The 16016-nt window shown below is 64.7% G+C and carries 22 protein-coding genes; 19 read left to right on the plus strand and 3 right to left on the minus strand.

Translation table 11 applies throughout. The features are described from left to right. On the minus strand, nucleotides 1-1104 hold a 1104-nt coding region (locus RHIZ70P_RS19705), incomplete at its 3' end, for a winged helix-turn-helix domain-containing protein (RefSeq protein WP_147294028.1). Between the two features lie 494 nt (nucleotides 1105-1598). On the opposite strand from RHIZ70P_RS19705, the gene RHIZ70P_RS19715 reads away from it, so the two are divergent. The 3 genes from RHIZ70P_RS19715 (at nucleotide 1599) to RHIZ70P_RS19725 (ending at nucleotide 3531) form a co-directional block, all read left to right on the plus strand. Next, entirely contained in the window at nucleotides 1599-2279 is a 681-nt protein-coding gene (locus RHIZ70P_RS19715; protein WP_115672173.1) for an energy-coupling factor ABC transporter ATP-binding protein, read from the plus strand. After that, nucleotides 2276-2878: an energy-coupling factor transporter transmembrane component T family protein gene (locus tag RHIZ70P_RS19720; protein WP_115672174.1), complete on the plus strand. Its 603-nt coding sequence runs from the start codon at nucleotides 2276-2278 to the stop codon at nucleotides 2876-2878. The genes RHIZ70P_RS19715 and RHIZ70P_RS19720 overlap by 4 nt, the downstream gene beginning before the upstream one ends. An 89-nt stretch (nucleotides 2879-2967) precedes the next feature. Continuing rightward, nucleotides 2968-3531: a biotin transporter BioY gene (locus tag RHIZ70P_RS19725; RefSeq protein ID WP_115672175.1), complete on the plus strand. Its 564-nt coding sequence runs from the start codon at nucleotides 2968-2970 to the stop codon at nucleotides 3529-3531. Between the two features lie 48 nt (nucleotides 3532-3579). On the opposite strand, the gene RHIZ70P_RS19730 is transcribed toward RHIZ70P_RS19725, so the two are convergent. Then, entirely contained in the window at nucleotides 3580-4011 is a 432-nt protein-coding gene (locus tag RHIZ70P_RS19730; RefSeq protein WP_115672176.1) for a hypothetical protein, read from the minus strand. A 331-nt stretch (nucleotides 4012-4342) separates the two neighbouring features. Here RHIZ70P_RS19730 and pqqA point away from each other — a divergent pair, with 331 nt between their 5' ends. The 13 genes from pqqA (at nucleotide 4343) to RHIZ70P_RS23090 (ending at nucleotide 12949) form a co-directional block, all read left to right on the plus strand. Next, nucleotides 4343-4438, plus strand: coding sequence for a pyrroloquinoline quinone precursor peptide PqqA (pqqA, locus tag RHIZ70P_RS19735; RefSeq protein ID WP_115672177.1), 96 nt, complete (start codon nucleotides 4343-4345; stop codon nucleotides 4436-4438). Between the two features lie 23 nt (nucleotides 4439-4461). After that, nucleotides 4462-5376, plus strand: coding sequence for a pyrroloquinoline quinone biosynthesis protein PqqB (gene pqqB, locus RHIZ70P_RS19740; protein WP_115672178.1), 915 nt, complete (start codon nucleotides 4462-4464; stop codon nucleotides 5374-5376). Continuing rightward, the gene (gene pqqC, locus RHIZ70P_RS19745) at nucleotides 5339-6154 is read left to right on the plus strand and encodes a pyrroloquinoline-quinone synthase PqqC (protein ID WP_115672179.1); all 816 of its coding nucleotides are present in this window, start codon (nucleotides 5339-5341) and stop codon (nucleotides 6152-6154) included. Before pqqB ends, pqqC begins: the two co-directional genes overlap by 38 nt. Continuing rightward, nucleotides 6151-6492 carry a pyrroloquinoline quinone biosynthesis peptide chaperone PqqD gene (pqqD, locus tag RHIZ70P_RS19750; RefSeq protein WP_115672180.1) on the plus strand — a complete coding sequence of 114 codons (342 nt, stop codon included), beginning with the start codon at nucleotides 6151-6153 and terminating at the stop codon, nucleotides 6490-6492. The genes pqqC and pqqD overlap by 4 nt, the downstream gene beginning before the upstream one ends. After that, complete coding sequence (gene pqqE / locus RHIZ70P_RS19755) at nucleotides 6489-7604, plus strand: pyrroloquinoline quinone biosynthesis protein PqqE (RefSeq protein WP_115672181.1); 1116 nt, start codon at nucleotides 6489-6491, stop codon at nucleotides 7602-7604. Before pqqD ends, pqqE begins: the two co-directional genes overlap by 4 nt. A gap of 69 nt (nucleotides 7605-7673) precedes the next feature. After that, complete coding sequence (locus RHIZ70P_RS19760; protein WP_115672182.1) at nucleotides 7674-7979, plus strand: type II toxin-antitoxin system MqsR family toxin; 306 nt, start codon at nucleotides 7674-7676, stop codon at nucleotides 7977-7979. Nucleotides 7980-7981: 2 nt separating this feature from the next. After that, on the plus strand, nucleotides 7982-8401 hold the full coding sequence (locus tag RHIZ70P_RS19765; RefSeq protein ID WP_115672183.1) for a type II toxin-antitoxin system MqsA family antitoxin: 420 nt from the start codon (nucleotides 7982-7984) through the stop codon (nucleotides 8399-8401). Between the two features lie 72 nt (nucleotides 8402-8473). Then, on the plus strand, nucleotides 8474-9775 hold the full coding sequence (locus RHIZ70P_RS19770) for a PQQ-dependent sugar dehydrogenase (protein WP_115672184.1): 1302 nt from the start codon (nucleotides 8474-8476) through the stop codon (nucleotides 9773-9775). 284 nt (nucleotides 9776-10059) lie between these two features. Further along, nucleotides 10060-10506: an SH3 domain-containing protein gene (locus RHIZ70P_RS19775; RefSeq protein WP_115672185.1), complete on the plus strand. Its 447-nt coding sequence runs from the start codon at nucleotides 10060-10062 to the stop codon at nucleotides 10504-10506. Between the two features lie 312 nt (nucleotides 10507-10818). After that, on the plus strand, nucleotides 10819-11028 hold the full coding sequence (locus RHIZ70P_RS19780) for a cold-shock protein (RefSeq protein WP_115672186.1): 210 nt from the start codon (nucleotides 10819-10821) through the stop codon (nucleotides 11026-11028). Nucleotides 11029-11204: 176 nt separating this feature from the next. Next, nucleotides 11205-11480 (plus strand): hypothetical protein, encoded by a 276-nt coding sequence (locus RHIZ70P_RS19785; RefSeq protein ID WP_115672187.1) that lies wholly within the window; start codon nucleotides 11205-11207, stop codon nucleotides 11478-11480. 144 nt (nucleotides 11481-11624) lie between these two features. Further along, entirely contained in the window at nucleotides 11625-12647 is a 1023-nt protein-coding gene (gene rsgA, locus RHIZ70P_RS19790; protein WP_115672188.1) for a ribosome small subunit-dependent GTPase A, read from the plus strand. Between the two features lie 137 nt (nucleotides 12648-12784). Next, nucleotides 12785-12949 (plus strand): hypothetical protein, encoded by a 165-nt coding sequence (locus RHIZ70P_RS23090; RefSeq protein ID WP_181904078.1) that lies wholly within the window; start codon nucleotides 12785-12787, stop codon nucleotides 12947-12949. Between the two features lie 82 nt (nucleotides 12950-13031). Here RHIZ70P_RS23090 and RHIZ70P_RS19795 read toward each other — a convergent pair whose 3' ends face one another. Continuing rightward, nucleotides 13032-13433: an acyl-CoA thioesterase gene (locus tag RHIZ70P_RS19795; RefSeq protein ID WP_115672189.1), complete on the minus strand. Its 402-nt coding sequence runs from the start codon at nucleotides 13431-13433 to the stop codon at nucleotides 13032-13034. A 212-nt stretch (nucleotides 13434-13645) separates the two neighbouring features. Between RHIZ70P_RS19795 and RHIZ70P_RS19800 the strand changes: the two genes are divergently transcribed. From RHIZ70P_RS19800 to RHIZ70P_RS19810, 3 genes are all read left to right on the plus strand, one after another. Beyond that, entirely contained in the window at nucleotides 13646-14581 is a 936-nt protein-coding gene (locus RHIZ70P_RS19800; protein WP_115672190.1) for a histone deacetylase family protein, read from the plus strand. Nucleotides 14582-14583: 2 nt separating this feature from the next. Beyond that, nucleotides 14584-14838: an exodeoxyribonuclease VII small subunit gene (locus RHIZ70P_RS19805; RefSeq protein ID WP_115672191.1), complete on the plus strand. Its 255-nt coding sequence runs from the start codon at nucleotides 14584-14586 to the stop codon at nucleotides 14836-14838. Nucleotides 14839-14990: 152 nt separating this feature from the next. Continuing rightward, nucleotides 14991-15947, plus strand: a complete 957-nt coding sequence (locus tag RHIZ70P_RS19810) for a TAXI family TRAP transporter solute-binding subunit (RefSeq protein ID WP_115672192.1) — start codon at nucleotides 14991-14993, stop codon at nucleotides 15945-15947. The last annotated feature ends 69 nt before the right edge of the window (nucleotides 15948-16016 follow it).

The following is a 16016-nucleotide window of genomic DNA, read 5'->3' on the forward strand; positions in this document are numbered from 1 at the left end:
CAGCCGCCCGGCCGACGGTTTGACACCCTTTTCCAGCCAGACGCGTTTCACGTCGAGTATGCCCGCCTTGCGGTCGGCCTTCATGTCGATGCGGCCGATCAGGCGGTCGGATTCCAAGAGCGGGAAGACGTAGTAGCCGTATTCGCGCTTCGGTTCGGGCACGAAGATTTCGATGCGGTAGAAGAAGCCGAACAGGCGTTCGGTGCGGTTGCGGTCGCGGATCAGCGGGTCGAAGGGGCTTAAAGTGCGGATGCGGGCGGGCGGCTCGGGCGGGTTCAGGAGCGCGGGCAGGCTTTCGGCAAGCGCGAAGGAGGCGCGCGGCTTGCCGTCGACCGTCTCGATCAAGACCTCCTCCAGCTCGTCGCGGTGGTCCTCCACCCAGGCCTTCGCCTCCTGCGGGGTGACCAGATCGAAGAAGGCGGCGATTTCGCCATGGGTGGCGAAGCCGAGCCGCGTCAGCGCCTGCCGGCAGGCCCAGTCGACGAAGGCGTCGGGGTCGACCTCGGCGACAAAATGTTCGGGCGGGATGACGCGCTCGGACAGGTCATAGATCTTCTGGAAATTGTCGCGGCCGGCGATCGCCAGCTTGCCGGTGTGCCAGAGGAATTCGAGCGCGGTCTTCGACGGGTGCCAGTTCCACCAACCGCCCGACTTGTGATCCTCGGCTTTCACCTCGCGCGCCATGATCGGGCCGCGCTCGCGGATCTTCTCGTAGGTCTCGTCGAAGGCCTGGTCGAACCCCTCGCCCTGCCATTTGGCCCAGTTCTCCAGGATGCGCGCCTCGCGCCGCACGAAGCGGTGCTTCCAGTAGGGAAAGAAGGCGGACGGGATGATCGAGGCGTCGTGGGTCCAGTGCTCGAAGAGCGCGCGGTCCTTTTCCAAAAGCGCGGTCAGGTGTTCCGGCCGGTAGGTCTGGTTGCGCGAGAAGAGGATCTGGTGATGGGCGCGCTCGACGGTCGCGATGCTGTCGACCTGGACGAAGCCGAGGTCGTGGATCAGGTCGTAGAGCCCGGCCTTGCCGAGCGCGAGATGCGGCGGGCGGGACAGCCCCTGCCGCTCGAGGAAGATTTTTCGCGCCTGGGTGTTGGAGAGAGGAATCGCCATGGAAGAGAGGGTAGAGGATGTTCATGATATGTTCAATGGGGTGGGGAGTTGGCGGTTGGCGGGGTTGAGCAATGAGGCCGGATGCTTCGAGGCCCTCGCTGTGCTCGGGCACCTCAGCATGAGGGGCGATCGGGGTGGCCGCGCCAATGAGCGATGGGGAGTTTGGGGTGGCGGTGCAGACGGCCGACAGATGAGACGGGGCGGCTGCCTGGTGGCGCCAGCGGCACAAGGGTAGCCCTCACCCTGAGGCGGGAGCGAAAGCGACCCTCGAAGGGCGGGGGCGGAAGGAGGACTGCCCCTCACCCTAACCCTCTCCCCGCAAGCGGGGAGAGGGGACGTGCCCGACGGTGCCGCTTGTCCCTTCTCCCCGCCTGCGGGGAGAAGGTGCCGGCAGGCGGATGAGGGGCACCCCCAATGCCAGCGCCGGCGCATATTCCCCTCGCCCCTCCCCCGGTCTATAGAGACGCCCAGGACATCGGCGGGGACTTTCAGGCTTGCAGATCACATTCGACCGGGCAGAGGTGCGCTACGGCGCCGCGGTGGCGCTTCATCCGCTGAGCGTCGCGCTTTGCGAGCGCCGCATCGGCGTGATCGGGCTCAACGGCTCGGGCAAGACGACGTTTGCGCGGCTGATCAACGGGCTGGTCAAGCCGTCGGCCGGCACGGTTTCGCTCGACGGGCTCGACACGGTGAAGGACGACAAGGCGGTGCTGGCGAAGGCCGGTTTCATCTTCCAGAACCCGGCCAACCAGATCATCCTGCCGATCATCCGCGACGACATCGCCTTTGGCCCGAAGAGCCGGGGACTGAAGGGCGCGGCGCTCGAGACGGCGGTCGATGGGGTGCTGGAGCGTTTCGGCATAACCCACCTCGCCGGCCGGCGGCCACACGAACTCTCCGGCGGCGAGTTGCAGCTGGCGGCGCTCGCCGCCGTCGTCGTCACCGAGCCTGAGCTGGTGATCTTCGACGAGCCGACCAACCAGCTGGACCTGAAGAACCGCGCCATGGTCAAGGCGGCGATCGACGGGCTCATGCAGCAGGCGATCGTCATCAGCCACGATCTCGACCTCGTCGCCGGCTTCGAGCGCGTGCTGGTCTTCCACCAGGGGCGGATCGCCTTCGACGGGAACGCGTCGGAGGCCAGCGCCCGCTACCGGGAGGTCGCGCTTTCATGAGAAGCCTGCATGTCGCCGGCGACAGCCTGATGCACCGGACGAAGCCCTCGGTGAAGATTGCCGGGCTGGCGCTGATTGCGGTGCTAATCTTCCTGACGCGCGATCCGCGCCTTCTGGTCCCGGCGCTGGTCGCCGCGGGCCTGCTCTATTTCAGCCTCGGCCAGCCGCTGCGCGCGGCGCTTTTGCCGCTGAAGCCGGTCTTCCTCACCATTGCCATCGTCGGCCTCTTCCATCTGGTTCTGACCAGCGCCGAAGAAGCGATGGTGACGGTGCTTCGGCTTTCGACGCTGATGCTGCTGGGTGCTGCGGTGACCGCGACGACCACGGTCTCGGCCTTCATCGACACCATCACCAGGGCCGCCGCGCCGCTCGAGCGGATCGGCCTCGTCAAGGCCGCCGATATCGGGCTGTCGGTCGGGCTGGTGGTGCGTTTCGTGCCGGAAATCCTCTCCCGCTACGAGGCGATCCGCGAGGCGCACCGGGCGCGCGGCATCCGGCCGAAGATCACCACGCTGCTCGGGCCGCTGATCATCGCCACCCTCAAGGATGCGGATAATATCGCCGCGGCCATTGACGCCCGGGGCATTCGCGGGCAGTGACATTTTCCGTTGGGGAAAATTCCTGTTTCACATCTGTCGCTTTCGCAAGCCGCTTCATGGCTTTGCCCGACAGGCCCAAGGGAGACATCATGCAGACCCGTGACCTCGTCCTTATCTCGCTGTTTGCCGCGATCATCGTCGCGCTCGGCTTCGTTCCGCCGATCACCCTCGGCTTCATTCCGGTGCCGATCACGGCGCAGTCGCTCGGCGTGATGCTGGCCGGCGTCATTCTCGGAGCCAAGCGCGGGGCGCTGGCCGCCGTTCTCGTCATCCTGCTGGTGGCGATCGGCCTGCCGGTTCTGTCCGGCGGCCGTGGCGGCCTTGCCGTCTTCGCCGGCCCGACCGTCGGCTTCCTGATCGGCTGGGTGCCGGCGGCCTTTGCCACCGGCCTGATCGCCGAACGCTTCGCCCGTCCGGGTCTGTCCGCCGTCAAGCAGACGCTCGGTTTCTTCGTCGCGGCCACCCTGGGTGGCGTCGTCGTGCTTTATGTCTTCGGCATCGGCTACCTCGCCTTCGGCGCAGGCCTTGGCCTTCAAAAGGCCTTTCTCGGCTCGATGGCCTTCATCCCGGGCGACCTGTTGAAGGCGGCGATCGCCGGCCTTGCCGGCCGCGCCGTGATGGTGGGTTATCCGCTGCTGCCTGAGCGTGCCTGAGCGTGCCTGAGCGTGCCTGAGCGGTAGCGTTCCGGAAACGACCGACGGTCAACTCTCTCGCCGCCGCAGCAGGAACCATGTTGCGGCGGCGAAGCCCAGCGCGCAGAACCACGGCGCCAGCGAAACAGTCAGGGCGACGACAAAGGTCTCATAGGACTGGCCTTCCAGCATCCATTGCAGCAAGAGGCCGGCAAGCCAACCGCCAAGGGCAGCGGCAAAGGCCCATCCCAGGCGAGCCGCCGATCCGCGCGGCGCCCGCGCCTGCGGGTTCCGCCTTCCGGAGAAAATCCAATACCAGAGTCCCGCCACCAGAGCGCATATGATTGCCACGGCGGGCCCGATGACAAAGGCCAAACCCATGGCGGCAGCCCCCTCGCGCTGCGAAACCTCGAGAAAATCGAAGGCGACCAGCCCGACGCCGAGGGCAGCGAGATATCCGCCGATCACGGCCGCCAGCGCGACCAGGACCGTCCTCAGCACTCTTGAAGCCATGCGATCCCGGCCGTTTGGCCGCCCCCTCGCCATGCCCATCACCCGCGGCAGCCAATCCGACGCCGCGCCCGAGGTCGGATCATAGCAAAATTGGCGACCGGCGCGAGCGGGCTGCGACACGTGGCCCCCATTCACCGAAGGCGGGCAGCGCGTACTCAAAACCGATACGTTTCGCTGTATTGCAGCCTGCAAAGCTTGACCCATAAGATCGCAATGCTTGGAGGAGTGTCCAGCCGGCAGCCTTCCGACGTGTCGGAAATCGGCGTTTTGCTTTTGCAAGGGACGACAAGCGCGCTCTTCAACCTTGGGAGGAACTACCATGAAATGGAATGCCCCTAAATTCGTCGAGGTCAGCTGCGGCATGGAAATCAACCGTTACGCCCCGGCGGACGGCGGCGAGCCCGTACTGTTCTGATTGATCGTCGCGGGCACGAGGCGATGACGCAAGTTCGTTTCCTCGTGCTCGGTGCCGCGGCCGGCGGAGGTCTGCCCCAGTGGAACTGCGGCTGCGCGAACTGTCGCGCTGCGCTTGATCCTGTGTCCGGCCTCAAACCTCAGACGCAATCGTCGCTGGCGGTCAGCCCGGACGGCGACCGATGGGTCGTGTTCAACGCCTCGCCCGACATGCGCGCCCAGATCGAAGCCAATGCCTGCCTTCATCCGCGCGAGTTGCGCGACAGCCCGATCAGAAGCGTGGTCGTCACCAATGGCGACATCGATCATATCACCGGGCTGCTGACGCTGCGCGAAAAGCAGCCTTTCAAGGTTTTTGCCACGGCGGCGCTTTTGGAGACGCTGGGGCAGAATCCGGTCTTTCAGGTGCTCGATCCCGCGCTCGTGCAGCAGCGGAAGGTCGGCCTCGACACGTCGTTTTCGCCGCTCGACGGCCTTGAGATCCGGCTGTTCGCCGTTCCCGGCAAGGTGCCGCTCTATCTCGAAGGGTCCGACCTGAAGCTCGGCCAGGAAACGGACGACACCGTCGGCGTCGAATTTCGGATGGGCGACAAGCGCGCCTATTACATTCCCGGCTGCGGCTCGATACCGCCGGCGCTGGCGCAGAGACTCGAAGGGGCAGCCCTCGTCTTCTTCGACGGCACGGTGTTCGAGGACGACGAGATGATCCGGGCCGGCGTCGGCCAAAAGACCGGACGGCGCATGGGACACATGCCGATCAATGGCGAAGGCGGCAGCCTTGCAGCGCTTTCGCCCCTGTCGATCGGCCGCAAGGTCTTCGTCCATATCAACAACACGAACCCGATCTGGCGGGCCGGGCCGGAGCGCGACCTGGTCGAGGCTGCGGGTTTCGAAATCGGCCATGACGGAATGGAGGTTACCCTTGTTGCCCAATCCTGACAGACAGGCCCAGGACAGAGCCGCCTTCGAGGCGCGCCTTCAGGCGATCGGGGCGTCGCGCTATCACGACAAGCACCCGTTTCACCAGATGCTGCATGGCGGCGGCTGTTCGATGATCCAGGTGCGGGCCTGGGTCATCAACCGCTACTATTATCAAAGCCGCATCCCGATGAAGGACGCGGCCTTCCTGTCGCGCTGCGAGGATCCGCAATTGCGGCGCATCTGGCGCAGCCGCATCGAGGACCATGACGGCGGCATCGACGAGGGCGGCGGCATCCGCCGCTGGCTGAAGCTTGCGGAAGCCGTCGGGCTCGATCCCGATTTCGTCGCCTCGACCCGCGGCGTGCTGCCGGGCACGCGCTTTGCCGTCGATGCCTATGTGCATTTCGTCCGGGAAAAGCCGCTGCTCGAGGCGATCGCCTCGTCGCTCACCGAACTCTTCGCCCCGGCGATCCACGAAAACCGTATCGCCGGACTTCTGAAACACTATGCCTTTGCCGATGACAGCGCGCTCTCCTATTTCCGCCAGCGGCTGAACGAGGCGCCTCAGGACGTCAAGTTCGGCCTGGCCTTCGTGCTCGACCATGCCGACACGCTGGAAAAGCAGGATGCGGCAGCCGCCGCGCTCACCTTCAAGACGGATGTCTTGTGGTCGCAACTCGATACGCTGCATTCGGCCTATGTGGCGCCGGCGCGCCTTCCGCCAGGCGGCTGGGACGGGCGCGAGGGCGTGACCGGCGCGCTCGACGAGAACCCCTTGCGCGGGGCGGCGGAATGAGCGGCGAAGGGACGGCCCCTGTCAGTGGAGAAAGCGCGGCCGCCGGCGGCGCCGGCGTCGCGGTGACCGGCGCAACCGTCGCCCGGCTGGCGCGCGGCGTGCGGCTGCGCGAGGACCCGGTGCGTGGCCAGACGGTCCTGCTCGCGCCCGAAAGGGCACTGGCGCTTGACGAAATCGCGGTTGCCATCGTCAAGGCCCTGGACGGGACCCGCGACCTCGATACAATCGCTGCGGATTTCGCCCGTCAGTTCGAGGCGCCGCAGGATCAGGTGCTCGCCGACGTGATCACCTTCATCCGCGAATTTTCCGACCGGCGCCTGCTGGAGATCGTCCGATGAACGAACACCCCTCACCCGTCCGTTTCGCCGCCCGGCGCCCGCCACCGCCGATCGCCATGCTGGCCGAACTCACCCATCGCTGTCCGCTCGCCTGCCCCTATTGCTCGAACCCGCTGGAGCTTTCCCGCGCCTCGGAAGAGCTTTCGACCGAGGAATGGATCGACGTCTTCCGCCAGGCGGCCGATCTCGGTGTGCTGCATGTGCATCTCTCCGGCGGCGAACCCGCCTCGCGCCGCGATCTGGTGGCGCTGACACGGGCCGCGTCCGGCTTCGGGCTCTATACCAACCTCATCACGTCGGGCGTGGGACTGACCGAGGCGCGGATCATAGAGCTCTCGGAGGCCGGCCTCGACCACCTGCAGCTGTCGATCCAGGGTGTCACTCCGGATAAGGCCGATCTGGTCGGCGGCTATGCGGGCGGCTATGCCCGCAAGATCGCCGTCGCCGGCTGGACTCATGCGGCGGGCATTCCGCTCACCGTCAATGCGGTGTGCCACAAGCAGAACATGGACGAGATCGAGGACATGGTGGGGCTTGCCATCGAACTCGGCGCGCGGCGGATCGAGATCGCCACCGTGCAGTTCCACGGCTGGGCCGAGCGAAACCGGGCCGCGCTCATGCCGACCCGCGCGCAGGTGGAAGCGACCACCGCCTTCGTCAATGAAGCAAGGAAGCGGCTCGCCGGAACGCTGGTGATCGACTATGTGCCGGCCGACCACCATTCGCGCTATCCCAAGGCCTGCATGGGCGGCTGGGGCCGCACGGGGCTCAACGTCAATCCGGCGGGGCGCGTCCTGCCCTGCCATGCAGCCGAGACCATACCGGGGCTTACCTTCGACAATGTCCGCGCGACGCCGCTTGCCGAGATCTGGCTCGAGGGCGCGGCTTTCAACGCCTATCGCGGCGACGACTGGATGCAGGAACCCTGCCGCAGCTGCGAGCGCAAGCACATCGACTTCGGCGGATGCCGCTGCCAGGCCATGGCGCTTGCCGGCGACGCTGCCGCCACCGACCCCGTCTGCATCCGCTCGTCGCTCCACGCGAGCCTTGCGGCCGCAGCCGAAGAGGACGGCGAGGCCGAACCCGGGCCGTTCGTCTATCGCGGACGGTGAGGTCAGAATCACATTTTATTGCGGAATGCGCCGCTTGAAATGACACCTTAATGGTGGCACTATTTCTCCTTGGAAAAGTTACGCCCGACCTATGACCTCGCGGCGATCAAGGCTGCGCTTTGCTCCGTCAGTACGTTGGCGATCACCTCGTCCGCTCTGCGAGACGCGATGGCGCTCGGCTTCGACCGAAGCGGCATTGTCGCGACGATCGCAACCATCGAAGGGCGGATGTTCTACAAATCGATGACGACGTTCGCCGACCATCGGGTCTGGCAGGACGTCTATCACGTGCCGGTGGACGACCTGCTGCTCTGCGTGAAATTCCAGGCCGACGTCGTCACCGAATTCACCGTGATGTCGTTCAAGGAGAAGTGACCATGACATCCGCCGCGCGGACACTGCCGGATACGATGACCTCGCCCGAGACGGGAGCGATCCTGCGGCGCGACAGTCGCCCGTTCGAGCTTGGCTACAAGGGTGAGACTGTGACGATCGACCTCCCCGGCTATTATCCCGAGGGCGACGGCGACGGCGTGCATGTCGGTGACGACATGGCCGTCGCCGACGAAGCCTTGCGCAGCCTGAAGGAAAAGATCGACGGCATTCCGTCGCCAAAGACGATCCGTCGGCTGAGAAAAAAGCTCGGGCTTTCGCAACGGGAGGCTGGGACGCTGCTGAAGGTGGGGGAAAGTGCCTTCGACAAATATGAGCGCGGCCTGATTGAGCCCAGCGGTCCGACCAGCCAGTTGCTGCGGCTGCTCGACCGGCATCCGGAGCTGATCGAGGATCTGCGCTGATTTTGCCGTTCGTCAGTTCCAAGCGCTTCGGGCTTCGGTTATGGTTCCGGCGAAACTCTGAAGGAGACTGACATGACGGCCCTTTTCGCTCGCCTTGTCGCCATGATCGGCGCGGCGATGATCCTGATGCGGCGCTGGGGCAAGAGCCCGGAAAAGCCGGCCCTCGGCGGCGCGCCGATCATTCCCGAAGCAAAGCCGCAGCGCATCCCGACGCTCAAAATGCCGACGGCCAAGGGCTGGGAGGACGGCCATGCGCCGACCGCCGCCCCCGGCCTCAAGGTCAATGCCTTCGCCAAGGGCCTCAAGCACCCGCGCTGGATCCATGTGCTGCCGAACGGCGACGTGCTGACGGCCGAGGCGCTCGGCGTCGACGGCGGGCGGATCAGGACGCCCTTCGACTATGCCATGTATTCGACGATGAAGCGGGCAGCGGCCGTCGGCAACAGCCCCAACCGCATCACGCTCTTGCGCGATGCCGATGGCGACGGCGTGGCCGAGGTGCGCCACACCTTCATGGAGGGCCTCAACCATCCCTTCGGCATGGCCATGCTCGACGGCACTTTCTATGTCGGCAATACCGACGGCATCATGGCCTTTCCCTATACGGAGGGCGCAACGAAGATCCAGGCTGAGGGCCGCAAGATCGCCGACTACAAGCCGGCCGGCCACTGGACCCGCAGCATCCTGCCGAGCCGCGACGGAAAGAAACTCTATGTCGGCGTCGGCTCGCTCAGCAATATTGCCGAGCACGGCTTCGAGGCCGAGGAGGGGCGTGCCTGCATCTATGAGGTGGACCTCGAGAACGGCACTCAGCGAATCTTCGCCGGCGGCCTGCGCAATCCCGTCGGCCTTGCCTTCGAGCCGACGACCGGCGACCTCTTCACCGTCGTGAACGAGCGCGACGGGCTCGGCGACGAGACGCCCCCCGACTATCTCACCTCGGTCAAGGACGGCGGCTTCTACGGCTGGCCGTTCTGCTACTGGGGCAAGACCGTCGACGACCGCGTGCCGCAGGACCCGGCCAAGGTCGCGACCGCCATCCGCCCCGACTATGCGCTCGGCGGCCACACGGCTTCGCTCGGCCTCTGCTGGCTGCCCGCCGGCACGCTGCCCGGCTTCCCCGACGGCATGGTGATAGGCCAGCACGGCTCGTGGAACCGCTCCAACCTCGCCGGCTACAAGGTGATCTTCGTGCCGTTCGAGGACGGCCGCCCTTCGGGTCCGCCGCGCGACATCCTCACCGACTTCCTGGCGCCGGACGAGAAGTACTCCTACGGCCGCCCGGTGGGCGTCACCATCGGCCCGGACGGTTCCCTGCTGGTCGCGGACGATGTCGGCGACGTTATCTGGCGCGTGACCGGCGCCGGGGCATAAGGCTTCGGGCCGCAATCGCCAAGCCCGGCCTCAAAATGCCGGCCTCGCCGTCCAACGCGGCGGGGTCCTTGCCGAACGGCGATCAAATCCCCAAAATGGCCCGTGCTTCTGAGACCCGCTTCGATAGCATGAGCTCCAGTCGCGGCCGGCACGATGCCCGCCGCATCCAGCGTCCCGGGGCCCTCATGCGACAGACACGGACTTTCCTCTTCGCCCTCTTCCCCCTGTTCCTAGCCTGCGGAACTTCCACTGCGTCCCGCGCGCAAGGCTATGACGAGGCCTGCATGCAGGCGGTCGAAGAGCTCTGCGGCAAGACGCCGGTGATGCAGTGTTTCGCCAACGACGCCCAATGGGGCAAGATTCCGGAACGCTGCCACGGCGACGTGCAGAGCATGTTCGAGGCGGAAAACGATTCCGCCGCCGCGGACGGCGCTGATCCAGCCGAGGACCCGGCGGCCACACCGATCGAGGACCTCTCGGCGCTCTCCTATGGCGGGATATTGCGCGCCGGCCCAGGCATGGACTCGAAGAAGAAGGCGAGCATCAGGCTTGGCCAGCCGATCGAACTCATCGAGGCGACCGGAATCTGGACCGACGACTTCCAGTGGTTCAAGGTCAGGACCGCCTCCGGCACCGGCTATCACTGGGGCGGCATTTTCTGCACCATGGGCGGCGCCAAGCCCGAGGGCGTGCTCTACGACTGCGACGAGAACCCGCCGGGGAGCTTCTGAGGAAAGCGATCGGCCTTCTTGCGAAGGAAACAGCACGCCATCGTTCCGGCAGGTTCCCCCGCTCAATTCGTTGCGCTGGATTGCATCCGTCGAAATTCACAACCAAAGTACGAATAAATCAACCTCGATAAACTAAAAGTTGACAAGCTGGCCATCACTCTCTATATGAAGCTTATCGAGATTTGCTTGCTGAGCTTTGGTTACCGCGCGTCTGGCACCGCGCCCTGAACGAACCTTCCTTTCAAAAATCGTTATCTTCATCCGCAGCGCTTCCGCGCTGTGGTCAATCAGTATGCTAAGAAAGGGTTCATCATGACCACTGGCACAGTTAAATGGTTCAATTCCACCAAGGGCTTCGGCTTCATTCAGCCTGACGACGGCGGCCAGGACGCCTTCGTTCACATCTCGGCCGTCGAACGCGCCGGAATGCGCGAAATCGTCGAAGGCCAGAAGATCGGCTACGACATGGAGCGCGACAACAAGTCGGGCAAGATGTCCGCCTGCAACCTGCAGGCCGTATAATCGGTAACGGCTTTCCTTTGACCACGGATGTACTGGCACTGTCGAAAGCCAAGTTACCAAGCGAGGTCAGGCATATTGCCTGGCCTTTTTTTATGCCTTCCTGACCGTCTGACCGCTATCCGGGCCATCCTGATCGCCGGCCTTGTGGTCGAGCCACAGAATAATCGGAGTGATCCATGACAGCAGCGGAGAAGGAGCTCCAGGCGACCACCACCGCCTGGCAGATCGCCATCCAGGAGATCCTGCGGATCGTCGTTCGCGACATCTACAGGACCGGCAGCGAGGCCGAATTCCAGGCGCATATCAAGCGCATTGAAGAGGCCGCCGTCGACAGCATCTATACCGGCCTGATGCTTCGGGGTACAAACGAATGGACGGAGCTTCTGGTGAAGGAGAAAGCCAGCAACTTCGTGACCAGCCTGTTGACCTCGTTTACCTTCGACCGTGCGTAAGGTTGGCAGGTATTTCCGAGCTTGACGGGGCATGAACGAACACAGGCCTGCGTGGTCGCGGCAAGACGGCCCTGCGATACCGTAATATCTCCATTCGACGGGAAGCTGACCGATGCCCCATACTTTCAGTCCGCGGATCAAGCCTTGAGCGGGTCCGACACGTCTTCATCGCTGGAACGGCTCGGCTGGTCCGATTTCTTTGCCGCTCAAGTGGAGCCGGGCGAGGCCCATCTCGCACCCCGGCGCGTCGCCTCGGTTCACCGGGCCCGCCTCGAGGCGATCGACGCAAACGGGCCGGTCGGGCTCGAGCTTGCGGCCAATGCCAATACTGCCGACTTTGCCGTGGGCGACTGGGTTCTGGCCGATCCGCTGACCGACATGCTGGTGCGCCGCCTCGAACGAAAGACCCTGCTGCAACGGCACAGCGAGATCCGGAACGGCCTGCAACTGGCGGCCGCCAATGTCGATACGCTGTTCATCGCCACCTCGTGCAATGCCGACTTCAACCCGGCACGGCTGGAACGCTACCTGATCATGGCCCACCAGGCGGGGACCCGACCGGTGATCGTTCTGACCAAGGCGGACACCGCCGCCGATGCCGACGACTATCGTCGCCGGGCCGAGGCCCTGCAGCGCGACCTGCCGGTGGTCGTGCTCAACGCCCGCTCGGCCGATGCCATCGAAACGCTGAAACCGTGGCTTGGGGCTGGGCAGACGGTGGCACTGGTCGGTTCTTCCGGGGTGGGGAAATCGACACTGGTCAACACCCTGGCCGGCTCGGCGAGCGAGACGGCGCAGAAGACCGGCACGATCCGCGAGCATGATGCGCAGGGTCGCCACACGACGACGGCCCGCTCGCTGCATGCGATTGCCGGCGGCGGCTGGGTGATCGACACGCCGGGCATTCGGACGCTCTATGTGAGCGACGTGACCGACGGCATCGACACGCTGTTCGGTGATATTTCCGAGCTTTCGGAGCAATGCCGGTTTCGTGATTGCACCCATGTCCACGAACCGGGCTGCGCCGTGCAGGCGGCGGTCGCCTCCGGCCAACTCGACGCCGACCGGCTGGGGCGGTGGCGCACCCTGATCGAGGAGAGCCGCAGCCGGACCCCGGTTGAGACCGGACCGCGCGGCAACAAGGTGGTCCGCCGGAAAAAATACTAGGCCGCCATCGCCAAGGGATGCGGTCGCATCACGTGGGGCGCATGCCGCACCAAGGCCTGGCGCCTCGTCCCTCTTGCCCTTCCATCCGATCCCATGGCCTCGGTATCCCGCCGAGCCCACCACAACAGGAGACATTCATGTCCGACACCAAGACGAATACTTCGGCGAAGAACCTGCCCTACGAGCCCATTCAGTTCGCCAAGAAGCACCGCATCTCCGTCGAGGATGCAAAGGTCATCATCGAAAGGCACGGCGCCGACCGCAAGTCGGCCGACAAGGAAGGCCGGCGCATCAGCCTCTGATCAAAAACCAGCAGCCGCGGCAGCCTCGCTGTCCGCGGCCGCAACCCAGTGCAGGCATGAGGCGTCGTCGATTGGCCCGAACTTACTTCAGATAGCCGTAGAGCCAGTCGCGGATATCCTCCGGCAGACCCACCGGTTCACCGGTCTCCGGGGCGCTAGCCGCCCAGATCACCTCGATTTCCGCGCAAAGCGTCTTGTCCTTCTCGATCAGCACATTGAAGCCGATCGACTTGCCGCCGATCTTGTCGATGGTGACGGTCATGCGGGCCTTGTCGTCCAGCCTCAGCGGCTCGTGGAAACGGATCTCGATCTTGGTCGCCTGGAAATGCGGCTCGTCCTCCAGCGGCGGACGATAGCGCCAGAAATGGGAGAGCGCGGTTTCGGCATAGGCGAGATAGGCGGCATTGTGCAGCCTGCCGGTCATGTCGATGTCGCGATAGGGCACGCGGATATCCGTCACCTCGACGCGTTCCAGATCGTCCATGAAACCTCTCCCCTTGCGCGATTGCCCCTGACATTCAAGGGCATTTTGCCGGCAATCACAAGGCGCGGTCAAAAATGGCCGCGTTCGGACGGACCGTCGTGCCCGCCGATCCGCCCGCTCTGTCCACAGGACGAAGCCCCGCTTTGTCTCCGCGGTGGAACATGACGATCGCGCGCACTATGTTGGCCTCGACCTTCCAAGGAGAAAGCGCGATGACCACACGCCTCTACGAGAACGCCGTCTTTCTCGAGCATGAGACGCCCGCCGGGCATCCGGAACGCGCCGACCGGCTGCGCTCGCTCAATATCGCGCTGGAGCATCCCAACTTCGCGCCGCTCGAACGCGTCGAGGCGAAGATCGCCAACGAGGATGCCGTCCTGCTCGCCCATCCGGAAGAGCATCTCTTTGCCGTCATGCGACAGATCCCCGAGGAAGAGGGCGAGATCAACCAGATCGAAGCCGACACCTATGCCTCGCCGAAGAGCCTGCAGGCGGTGCTGACGGCGATCGGCGGGGCGATGGCGGCCGTCGATGCGGTGATGACCGGCGAGATTTCCAATGCCTTCGTCGCCGGGCGCCCGCCGGGCCACCATGCGGAAAAATCCAAGGCCATGGGCTTCTGCCTGTTCAACACGGTGGCGATCGCGGCGCGCCATGCGCAGAAAAAGTACGGCGCCGAGCGGGTGGCGATCGTCGACTGGGACGTGCACCACGGCAATGGCACGCAGGACATCTTCTGGGACGATCCGTCCGTGCTGTTCTGTTCGACCCATCAGATGCCGCTTTATCCCGGCACCGGCGCCAGGGACGAGACGGGATCGAAGAACAATGTGGTCAATGCGCCGCTCTCGCCCAATGTCGGCTCGGATCATTTCCGCGAGGCGTTCAAGAGCCGCGTCCTGCCGGCGCTCCACGATTTCGCCCCCGACATCATCCTGATCTCGGCCGGCTTCGACGCGCACCATCGCGATCCCTTGGCGCAGATCAACCTGGTCGGCGAGGATTTTGACTGGGCGACGGGGCGGCTGATGGAAGTGGCCGACCGTTTTGCCCATAACCGGGTCGTCAGCATTCTCGAAGGCGGCTATGATCTGGAAGGTCTGGCCGAATCGGCCGGCCTGCACATCCTGCGACTGATGAAGGGTTGAGTATGACCGAGAACGCCGTTTCCGCCGAGATTTCCGCCTATTCCTTCGAGAAGGCGGTCGCCGAACTCGAAAGCATCGTGGCGCGGCTGGAGCGCGGCGACGTGGCGCTCGACGAGTCGATTGCCATCTACGAGCGCGGCGAGCTGCTGAAGAAACATTGCGAAACGCTACTCAACGCCGCCGAAAGCCGGATCGAGAAGATCCGCCTCGACCGCGCCGGAAAGCCCGCCGGCACAGAGCCGCTGGACCCGCAATAGGCGAATTGCGTCAGAAACCAAACGCTTGAACCGGCAGGCGATCGAAAAGCATGCTTATCGTTATCCCGGCAAAAAAGCCTGCTCGCGATTGACGCGCGGGCATCGCCTCGCCCATGATGCCCCCATCAACACACAGGTTTGGGAGGACCTTCATGAAGACCACGAAACTCGCAACCGTACTTGCCGGCGCTCTCGCGCTGTCGACCGCACTTGGCGCTGTCTCGGCCAAGGCATCCGAATTCATCAACGTACTGACCGGCGGGACCTCGGGCGTTTACTATCCGCTCGGGGCGGCACTGTCGAAGATCTATGGCGAGAAGATCGAGGGTGCCCGCACCCAGGTCCAGGCCACAAAGGCCTCGGTCGAGAACCTCAACCTTCTGCAGCAGGGCAAGGGCGAGATCGGCTTTGCCCTCGGCGACAGCGTCAAGCTCGCCTGGGACGGCGATGCCGATGCCGGCTTCAAGGCACCGCTCGACAAGCTGCGCGGCATTGCCGCCATCTATCCGAACTATATCCAGATCGTTGCTGCCAAGGAGTCCGGCATTGCCAGCCTCGCCGACATGAAGGGCAAGAGCCTCTCGGTCGGCGCCGCCAAGTCCGGCACCGAGCTCAACGCCCGGGCGATCTTCGGTGCGGCCGGCATGAGCTATGAGGACCTCGCCAAGACCGAATATCTGCCGTTCGCCGAATCCGTCGAGCTGATGAAGAACCGCCAGCTCGACGCGACGCTGCAATCGGCCGGCCTCGGCGTGTCGGCGATCAAGGACCTCGCCACCTCAGTCGAGATCCAGATGGTCGCCGTGCCGGAAGACGTGGTGACCAAGCTCGGCGCGCCCTATGTGGCGGCAACCATCCCCGCCGGCACCTATCAGGGCCAGGATGCCGACGTACCGACCGTTGCCGTGGTCAACTTCCTGATCACCCATTCGGAAGTCTCCGACGAGACCGCCTACCAGATGACCAAGCAGCTGTTCGAGAACCTGCCGGAGATGGAAGCCGCCCACAAGGCCGCAGCCCAGATCAAGCTGGAAAACGCGCTGACCGGCATGCCGGTGCCGCTGCATCCGGGCGCCGAGCGCTACTACAAGGAAAAGGGCATGCTCTGATGCCCATTGCGGCCCGGTCTTGCCCGGGCCGCATCTTTCATTGAGCCTTCATTCCCAACGACATGCCCG

The sequence above is a fragment of the Paenirhizobium selenitireducens ATCC BAA-1503 genome (assembly GCF_900492185.1).
GTDB classification, from domain to species: domain Bacteria; phylum Pseudomonadota; class Alphaproteobacteria; order Rhizobiales; family Rhizobiaceae; genus Allorhizobium; species Allorhizobium selenitireducens_A.